Raw genomic sequence first — 9813 nt, 5'->3', positions numbered from 1 at the left:
CGCTGCGCTTGCCGGCATTGTTGATGTGGAAAAGATAGCTCGACCCGGCGATCTGCTGGCCAGCGCCGCGCAGCGCGTCGCCCTTGACGGGCTCGACCTTGACGACATCGGCGCCAAAATCCCGCATCAGGCGGCCCGCCAGCGGAACGCTGGTGCGGGACGCGAATTCGAGGATGCGGATGCCGGCGAGGGGGCTTTGGCCAGGCTGCGCCGATTGGCGGCGCCGGGCGGCGGCGTTACTGGCTTTCGGCCCATCCCACGCGCCGACCTTGAGCGGATTGCCGATGGCCGGCGGGGCGGGCGCGGCCTGGTCGATCACCATCTCGCGCAGATCGCGAAAATGCGGATCTTCCAGCACCATTTCGATCGTGCTGATTTCGCCCGCGGGGATCGCGCGCGCGTTCATCCGCTCGACGATATCCTTCATCGTCCGCTCGCTCGTCCACGCGGACATGATCGCGTCGACTTCCTCGACGTTGCGGACGCGGTCGGCCTCGGTGGCGTAGCGCGGATCGTCCGTCAGCTCGGGGCGGTCGATGACCGCCATGACCTTTGCCCACCAGCCTGTGCCGCCGGTACCCGTGCAGATGACGACCGCGCCGTCGCTGGCGGGGTAAAGGTTCCAGGGTGCCGCGATAGTGTGCCGGTTACCGATCCGCTTCGGCTCTTTACCGCTCAGGAAATAGCTCGGCAGGAAATTGCCGAGAATTGCGGTGATGCAATCGACCAGGGCGAGGTCGATCGACTGGCCGCGCCCGGAGCCCTCACGCTCCCTGAGCGCGGTCATCACCGCGCCGAAGGCGAAAAGCGCGCTCGTGTGCAGCGCGTAGGGAAGGCCGCTCGCGACCGGCGGGCGCTCAGGATAGCCGTTGCACGCCATCAGCGCGCTCGCCGCTTCGGTCACGAGCTCGTTACCGGTCCAGTCCGAGCGGGCGTTGCCGGCGCCATAAAGGCTGATCGCGCACAGGATCTTGTCCGGCCAGCGCGCCTCGAACAGCGCCGGGTCCCGCAGCACCGCGGGCAACTCGGCGATAGAGCGATCGACGATAACCGTGTCGGCACCTTCGACCGCCGCCTCGATACCAGCGGCGGATGTCTCGACCTTTCCGCGATGGAGCAGCGAATGAAGGTAGCGTTGGTGATCGTTGCTGGCGGCAGGGGCGAAATCGAACAGGTCGACCTTGGCTCCAAGGCCGGCAAATAACTGTCCCGTCAGCGCCGCAGCCCCCAGGCCGCGGCTCGCTTCGACGATCCTCAGGCCGGCGCACGCCTCCATCAGATCACTCCTTCGTTGCGCAGGGCCGCGATCTCGTCTTCGCCATATCCGGCGGATTGAAGCACGGCGTTGCTATGCTCGCCCTTCCAGGGTGCGAAGCCGCGCACGCTGCCTGGCGTATCGGACATCTTGATCGCGGTTCCGACCTGCTTGACCGTGCCGAGCTCAGGATGCTCCACCTCGCTCACCATGCCGCGGTGGTGGAGCTGCGGGTCGTCGAAGATCTCGGCTATCGTATAGACTTTGCCGACGCAGACGTTCGCCGCGGCGAGAAGGTCGAACCATTCGTCGCGGGGGCGGCTGCGGAAGATCTTCTCCAGTTCGGCGCCGACCTCGCGTTGGCGCTCGCTTGGGGTTCCCGTGAAGTCCTCAGGGCGCGGCCCGCCATCGGCAAGATCCTCGCGCCCGATCGCGGCGCACAGGTTTGCCCAGAGCCAGGGTTCGACGCAGCCGATGCTGAGCCAGCCGCCCCCCGCGGTTTCATACAGCCGGTAATAGGCGAAGCTGCCCCCGAGCGCGCCGGTCCCGCGCTCTGCAACGCGGCCCCTGCTGACATAGTCGCGCACCGGGCGGGTCGAGGACAGCAAAGAGAGCGCACAGTCGAGGTAGGAGATATCGACATGCTGGCCGCGGCCGGTGCGCTCGCGCGCGAACAGCGCCATGCTGATCCCGGCGACGGCGTGCATCGCGGCGCCCCCGAAATCGGCGATCAGATTGGGGGGAACGATCGGTGGGCCGCCTTCGGCGCCGATGAGGTCTTGGATCCCGGCAAAACCGATGAAGTTATTGTCGTGACCGGGAAGGTCCCGATAGGGTCCGTCTTGGCCATAGCCGCTCAGCGAGCAATAGACGAGCCGCGGGTTCAGCGCCGAGAGCGTGGCATAATCGGCGCCGAGCCGCGCGGTGACGCCGGGGCGGAAGCCCTCGACCAGGACATCGGCATTCGCGGCGAGCTTCGCCAGCGCCTCGCGCCCCTTTTCGTGCTTGAGATCGAGGACCACGCTGCGCTTGCCGCGATTGCCGATGTTGGCAACCTGCTGCGCCGGATCCCCCCTCTTGGCCGAGCCGCCCGAGCCCGATTCCTTGGCGCGTGACGGCGTTTCGATCTTGATGACGTCGGCGCCCATGTCGGCGAGCATCATCGTCACGAATGCGCCTGGACCCTTCTGGATGAGCTCGAGCACCGTGACGCCGGCGAGGGGGCCGCTCATCAATGCGCTCCCTCGATCGACGGCTCGTCGCGTCCGACGACGAGCGCGTCGGCGATGGCGATGCCCTCGCCCTTGGGATAGACGAAAACCGGGTTGAGATCGATCTCGCGGACCGCGTCGCCCGAACCTTCGACGAGCAGCGACAATTGCTCCATCGCGGCGGTCAGCGCCTCGACATCGAGCGGCGCGCGGCCGCGTGCGCCGTCGAGCACCGGCCAGGCCTGGAGGCGCTTGAGCATCGCGAGCGCGGTGTCGCGGCGCACCGGCAGCGGCTCGATCATAACGTCCTTGAGAACCTCGATATAGACGCCGCCGAGACCCGCCATCATCATCGCGCCGAAATCGGGATCGCGAACGATGCCGAGCGCGAACTCGGTGCCCGGCTTCAACATCTTCTGGACGAGGATCCCGTCGAGCGCGGCGTCCGGCCGCTTCGCGGTGACCGATGCCATCATCTGCTCATAGGCGGCGCGTACCGCATCGTCGCCTTCGAGCCCGAGGGCGACGCCGCCGACTTCGGTCTTGTGCTGGATCGCGTCGGACTGGATCTTGAGCGCGACGGGCGCGGCGATGACGCGTGCTGCCGCGACCGCGTCGTCCACCGAGTGCGCGAGCACGTCGCTTCCGCCCTGCAGGCCATGGCGTGCGAGCAGGGCCTTTGCCTTGTATTCGGAAAGCCCGCCGGCCAGCGCGGCGACATCGGCGGCGGGGAGTGCGGGCGCTGGCGCGGGCTGGGTCGCTGCCGCGATTCTGCCGCGCGTTTCGGCGTAACGCACCATCGCGCCCAAGGTGCGGGCAACGCGCCGCGTGCTGGCGAACACACTGAGCCCGATCTCCTGCGCGAGCTGGAGGCTTTTGGGCGAGGCGGGCGCATGGGAATAGAGGAGGACGGGCTTGCGCAGGCGCGCGGCGAGCGCCGAGAGCCCAGCCTGCTCGCGCGCCAGGACATTGCCGTCGGACATGTTGGCGATCAGGATGACCGCGTCGATGCCGTCGCTGTCGTGGAGCGCCGCGAGCGAAGCGACCAGCGGGCTTTCCGCTGCGCCGCCGAGCGGATTGACCGTCACCTGCGCGGTGAGATCGACGGGATTGTGCGTCGCCCCATAGCTCGGGACATATTTGGCAAGCTCGGCCTGCGTCGCATCGTCAAGGATCGGGACGGCGAGCCCGGCGGCTTCGCAGGCGTCGGCCATCCAGACGCCCGCGCCCCCCGAGGTCGTCATGATCGCGACCCGGTTGCCCTGGGGCAGCGGGAAGAGCGAGAAGGCGGCGGCCAGGTCGGCCATTTCATTCTCGTCGTCGGTCGAGAGCAGGCCGTAGCGCGCGAAGACGGCGTCATAAGCGTCGCTGGAGCCGGTCAGGCGGCCGGCGTGCGAATTGATCGCGCGGCTGCCCGCTTCGGTTCGGCCGAACTTGCTGACGATGATCGGCTTGCCGGCGGCGAGCGCGTGCGCCGCGATCACGGGCAGGCGCGCGGTGTCCTTCAGCGCCTCGACCAGCAGGAGGATCGCCTTGGTGCCTTCGTCCTCGATGACATGGTCGACGAAATCGAGCGTGCCGAGGTCAGCCTCGTTGCCGGTGCTGATCACGAAATTGACGTCGAGCCCGTGCTCGGCCCGGCAGCGATCGCTCATCGCATAGCCGAGGCCGCCGCTCTGGGCGACGACAGTGACGGTTCCGGCGCCGGTGCGCCCGCTTGCGATCGCGGCGCGGCTTTCGTCGACGTTGCGCGCGAACGTCGCCGGGATCTCGTCTCGCACGTTGAAGAATCCGGCGGTGTTGGGGCCGCAGATGCGCAGTCCCGTTTCTGCGGCGATCTCGCCAAGCCGGCGCTGCGCCGCCTCGCCCTCTTCGCCCGCCTCGGCGAAGCCGGAGCTGTAACAAATCGCGAACCGGGCGCCGATGCGGGCGCATTCTTCGACGATCGACAAGGTCACATCGGCGCGGGTCGCGATCAGCACCAGATCGATCGGCTCGCCGATGCTGGCGAGGGTGGGATAAGTCTTGCGACCGCGGATCTCGGGCTGGCTGGGGCTCACGAGATAGAGCGCCCCGGCGTAATTCCTCTGCAGCAGGTAATCGAGCAATCTGCCGCGGATCGTGGCGGGGTCCGCGCTGGCGCCGACGATGGCGATCGACCGGGGAGCCAGGAAGTCGCCCAGATTTGGTCGCTTCGGCGGTGACGCCGTTGGCTGTCTACCAGCCCCCAGATCGATGCTCGCCGCCGTTCCGGCCATTTCCATTTCCTGTCCCGATTCTAGATGCGTCCTGCCTAACGACCCTCGTTGCCGATTGTCAATATTATGAAACTAAGTTTCGACATGCGGAATAGAAAATATGCCCGCACGACTTGCGCGTGCGGGGCGGCGCGCTCTTCCGGATCGGGCGGGGGGCAGATCCTAGGGTTGGGGAAGTTCGCGGCGGATCTTGCTCGAGAGCCGGAAATAATGCGCCGCGCTCCAGAAATAAAACGCCGACGTCGCAATCAGCGCGAGCTTGATGCCGTAGGCCGAGGCGGCGGCGCACGATTGCGACAGGGGTGAGGCGTTGCTTGATGCGATGCACTGGAGCGCATAACCTGGCCCGAAGTATCCGGCGGCAAAGCGATCGCTCACCCAGCCGACCAGCGCAGGACCGATCCCGGCACCGAAGATCGTGATGATAAGTAGCAGGATCGCGTTGGTCGTAGCGCGCATGCGCGGCTCGACGAGATTGTTGGTCACGGCATAGCTGGCCCCGATGTTGAAGACGTAAGTCGTCGCCGGGACCAGAATGAAGAGCGATAGCGCCAGCAAGCTATCGCGCGTCAGCGCTGCCGCCAGGAGCGGCGGCAGGCATATGAAGGTTATCGCCGGGACAAGCCCATAGGCCCGCACGTCGCGCTTGGCGAAGAGGTCGGTGATGCGGCCTCCCCAGAACATCCCGATCGCGCCCGTCACCCCGGCGAAGAGGCCGAACGAGATGCCGGCGGTCAGAAGATCGAGACCGTGGACCCGAACAAGATAGACGATGAAGAACATTTGCAGTGCGTTGCCTGGAACCGAGGCTACCGCGCAGCCCAGGGCGGTGTGGCGGAAGCTCGCGCTTTGCCACAGCCTTGCTGCCACCGCCCGCAACGATGGCGCCGCTGCGTCGACATACCTGGCCGCCTCATTGGCGCCGCGGCGCGGCTCGGGGACGGTGAGCCAGAAAACCGCGGCGAGGATAAGGCCGGGGATCGCCGCCATGACGAACGCACCGCGCCAGCCGAGCATATCCGCGACGATCGCGCCGCCCATGCCGCCGATCATCACGCCGAGGGGCACGCCGATCGCGTAAGTCGAAAGCGCGGTGGCTCGCTTTTCGGGAGGGTAGAGATCGCAGATGATCGACTGGGCGCAGGGGGTGCAGGCGCCTTCGCCGACGCCGACGCCCAAGCGGGCCGCGAACAGGTGCCAGAATTTGGACGCTGCGCCGCACAGCGCGGTCATTACGGACCACAGCAGCAGGGCGCCAGCCATCAGCGCGACGCGCGACCGCCGCTCCGCCAGTCTTGCGATCGGCAGCGCCATCACGGCGTAGAAGAACGCAAAAGCGAGGCCGCTGAGCAGCCCGAGTTCCATGTCGTTCAGGCCGAGCTCGGTCTGGACGGATGGCGCTACGACATAAAGTATGTTTCTGTCGACGAAGCTCATCGTGTAAATGGCGACGAGCATCGCCAAAGTGTGGCCGCGAGAACGCGTCGCCGCGCCCTTGGTGGCGAGCGGGGAGGTATCGCCGCGTACAGCTTCCGGATCGGACATTACACTCTCCAGCCTGGCGTCCGGTGTCAGCTATCCGAGCCGTTCGGTGACGCCGTTGCGGCTCGCGGGTTCCATCCCGCGCACTTTCCGTATGGCTGTTTCGTATCATACGAGTGCCGAAATGCAATCGCTTTGCGAACTATAATTTTGCACAGCGATATATGTCGCATACACTATCGGCTCTCCGCGCGGCGAGCCTATTTGGCCAGTCGACTCCCCGTGATTGGCTGCAATCGCAACCTGCGCAGGCTGGCCTTGTTAGGCCGGGTGGCTTGTTAGTCTGCCGATTATCGAGCGGCGCTGGCTTGCATTGCTCTGCCAATCGATTGCGCGGTTTCGATCAGCCGAGGGGCGACTTCGTCCACCATGAACGATTCGGACATCAGTGATTTCGGGGCGCCGCAGTTTAGAACGAGCGGATCGGCGTTTAACGAGAAAGGGATCGGGGCGGCGATGCCATGCACATCGACGTGCCAGCTTCCAGTCGATGTGCAGAAACCCACTTGTTCGAACTGGAAGACCGCTTCGTCAGCGATCTGGCGTATGGCGTCCGCCTCGTCCGGATAACGCATGCCAAGGCGGGCCAGAAGGGTGTCCCGGTCCGCCGGAGCACTCGCACCGAGGTAGGCGCGTCCCATGGCGGTCTGGGCGATCGGGACCTTCGATCCTGTCTCGAACCGCAGGCCGATGCCCGACGGCGACTTGCACACGAAGAGGTACGCCATCTCGAGACGGTCGCGAATGCCGATCCCGACGTTGGCATTGCTAAAGGCAGCCAACTTGTCCATCTCCTGGCGCGCCGAGTCAAGCGGCTCGAAGCTGCCGCGCGCGATGTGACCCAGCGCGAGTGTGGCGCCGCCCACTTCATAGCATCCGAACCCCTCATGATAGGTCAGATAGCCGAGCTCGGTCAAAGTGTGAGTGATGCGCGAGATCGTCGGGCGGGGGAGGCCGCAGCGCTTGGCCAACTCTTGGTTGCTGAGCGGCGGATCGCCAATACGAAAGGCGGCCATGACATCGAGCCCGCGGGCGAGGGCGGTGATGAACTGGCGGCCCGAGAAACTGTCGTCCTCGAGAAGGGATTTGCCGGCGCCGTCGTCGCCTCTCAACGTCGAACCTGCATCTCTCGCCACAGCGCCTCTCCCGATATCCGATCGCGGCAAAGCCCGCTCGCTCCACTATGGCATTCTTGCCTGCCGCGCGAAAGCTCCCGCGCGCGACGCTGGAGCCCGCATCCGGTCACGGCCTCCGCAAGCGCCGCTACGCGCCGCAAGGCTCGAGCGTCATGGCTCGGCTGGCGCCGACGGCTGAAGGGATGTGTGCGCCGCGAAGCGTGTCAATGAGATAGGCGCAGTCCCTCGGCAATGTATCGCCTCGCCAGGCGACCTGGCCGTCGGGCCGAACGAGAACGAGCGCGCGTTGATAGATTTGCGCCGCGCTGTCTTCGCGGATGTCGATCAGCTGGAGCGGCATCCCGACCGCCTCGGCCGCGCGAACCAGCTGGCCCGCCTCGGCCTCGGTGTCGCGGAAGCGGAGGAGGGTAAATCCCTGTCCGAAAAGGTCGAGCGTCGAGCGGCCGTCGGCAAGCCAGGCATGCGGCGCCCGGTGGCCGGGCCGCGCGGTCTGAACGTAGTCCGACGGGTCGTCGGCGGTCGGTAGCGAGCCATCGGGAACGATGATGGGCGAGTTCTCGTAGCGATAGCCCAGCTCGACCCCCAGGGTGTACCACTCCTCCTGAAGCGAGGACTGCAGCCGTTCGCCGAGCGCCTTTCTGCATGCGTCGCCGGCGGGACCTTCGGTGAGGACGTCGGTGCATCCCGAGCGGTCGACCCAATTGCCATAATTGCGCGCGGCGCTGGCCGAATTGCGCACGCCGACCGGCCGGCGCTCTATATCGTAGGCGGTCAGCAGACCGTCGGTTCCCCATCCCGACTCGATGGCATCGAGCATCCAGGCAAGATCGACGGCATCGGCGAGTCCCGTGTTCATCCCGTGGCCGCCGGTCGGCGAGGTCGTGTGGGCGGAATCTCCGGCCAGCAGGACCCTGCCCTTGCGATAGGAGGCCGCAACGCACTGGCTGCGGCGCCACGGCATGATGCGCAGGATGTCGAACGCGACATCGTCCGAGCCGAGGGCCCTGCGGATCTCCGGCTCGATATCGAAGTGGCTCGGGTGGATCTTCTCCTGGTTGCCGACGATCGAGAACCGCCAGATCTTGTCGCCATCGACCCAGACCATGCTTCCCCAGGCACCCTCGGGCCCGAAGAGGATATAGCGCTCGCCATCCTCGATCGGCTTTATCGATCCCAGGTCATGAATGCGGATCATCGCGCTGACCGAAAAATCGAGCATGCGGCCTTCGAACGGAATGCCGAGCTTGCGGCGCGCGAGGCTGCCCGCTCCATCGCAAGCCACCATGTAGTTACAGCGCACCGTGGTGATGTCGCCCATCTCCGGCGCCTTGAGCGTAGCGGTGACGCCCGTCTCGTCTTCCTCGAAGTCGATCAGTTCCTGGCCGTAGCGGATATCGGTCAGTCCTCTCCGCTGGACCTCCTCGGCAAGAATGGGATCGAACTCATATTGCGGGCAGCGTTGGCGCTTGACCGGCGTCTGGGGAGGCTGGGGGCGCTCAAGCGTCGATTGGATGACGCTGCGACCAAGGAAATGTCCGGTGAGCGAAGTGCAGTAGACGCTGTCCCCTGGGAGGTCCTGGGGGAATCCCCGTTCGATGACTTTATTCAGGATGCCCCAACGGCGGCACGTCTCGATCGTGCGCTCGTGCAGGCCGTTGGCTTTGGCCAGAAGCACCGGCGCCGTCTTTGGGTCGCGCTCCACCAGCATGCTGGGCTGACCGCGCCAGGCGAGGTCCAGCGCCAGCCCGAGGCCGACCGGCCCGCCGCCGACGATGAGAATACCCGTGCGCAAATCAGCCATCGAACCCAACCTCGTTATGCATCGCCATGCGACGGCGACTTTCCCGCGTCATAATCAAACCAGTTCCGCAATGCAAAAAGAAATTCTGTTCTGCGGCATCATATCGGGCGCAGCCTTACCACGGCAGCTCTCCGCCGGGCCCGAAGAATTTGCCGCTCGGCCCTCCTGCAGGGGCCAGCGCGACCTCCGCGACCAGGATCGCACCGCTCTCGGGCGAGGCGAAGCCGGCGCGTTTCCGAAGCGTTTCGGCGCCCTCACCATTGAGGTCGGTCGCGATGATGCCGGGCGTGACGGCGTTCACCTGGGCAGGCGTGTCGCGCAGTTCGTGCGCGAGCAGGACCGTCAACATGTTGAGCGCCGCCTTCGAGCTCGAATAGCCGAGCTTGCCGACGTTGTGTCCGGGCCAGCTCGGGTCGGTCTGATGCCCGAACGATCCGAGCCTGCTCGAGACATTGACGATGCGCGGCTGCGCGGATCGCAGCAGCAGCGGCAGGAAGGCTTGTGTCAGGCGCACCGTCCCGAGGAGGTTGGTCGCGAATGTTCGCTCAAGCGCAGAAAGTGGTACCCGGCTGGGAGGCGGGGCAGGGCCACCCGGCGCGGCTCCTTCGTC

At 66.1% G+C, this 9813-nt stretch carries 7 protein-coding genes; all 7 read right to left on the bottom strand.

The annotated features are described in order from the left end of the window. A partial coding sequence (locus tag BHQ40_RS22680) for a CaiB/BaiF CoA transferase family protein (protein ID WP_139139434.1) occupies positions 1-1276 on the bottom strand: 1276 nt, incomplete at its 3' end. Then, on the bottom strand, positions 1276-2487 hold the full coding sequence (locus tag BHQ40_RS22675; protein ID WP_070158029.1) for a CaiB/BaiF CoA transferase family protein: 1212 nt from the start codon (positions 2485-2487) through the stop codon (positions 1276-1278). The genes BHQ40_RS22675 and BHQ40_RS22680, both read right to left, overlap by 1 nt. After that, positions 2487-4724, bottom strand: coding sequence for an acetate--CoA ligase family protein (locus tag BHQ40_RS22670; RefSeq protein WP_070158028.1), 2238 nt, complete (start codon positions 4722-4724; stop codon positions 2487-2489). Before BHQ40_RS22670 ends, BHQ40_RS22675 begins: the two co-directional genes overlap by 1 nt. Before the next feature lie 162 nt (positions 4725-4886). After that, positions 4887-6269, bottom strand: a complete 1383-nt coding sequence (locus BHQ40_RS22665) for a spinster family MFS transporter (protein ID WP_070158027.1) — start codon at positions 6267-6269, stop codon at positions 4887-4889. A 287-nt stretch (positions 6270-6556) separates the two neighbouring features. Continuing rightward, entirely contained in the window at positions 6557-7402 is an 846-nt protein-coding gene (locus tag BHQ40_RS22660; protein ID WP_139139433.1) for an IclR family transcriptional regulator, read from the bottom strand. A gap of 127 nt (positions 7403-7529) precedes the next feature. Further along, a complete protein-coding gene (locus BHQ40_RS22655) occupies positions 7530-9203 on the bottom strand; it encodes an FAD-dependent monooxygenase (protein ID WP_070158025.1) in 1674 nt (557 codons plus the stop codon). A 115-nt stretch (positions 9204-9318) separates the two neighbouring features. Beyond that, the coding region (locus BHQ40_RS22650) for an SDR family NAD(P)-dependent oxidoreductase (protein ID WP_139139432.1) at positions 9319-9813 on the bottom strand (495 nt) is incomplete at its 5' end.

It is taken from the genome of Sphingobium phenoxybenzoativorans, from assembly GCF_001757355.1.
GTDB lineage: Bacteria > Pseudomonadota > Alphaproteobacteria > Sphingomonadales > Sphingomonadaceae > Sphingobium > Sphingobium phenoxybenzoativorans.
This window is presented reverse-complemented; position numbering and strand designations above follow the sequence as displayed.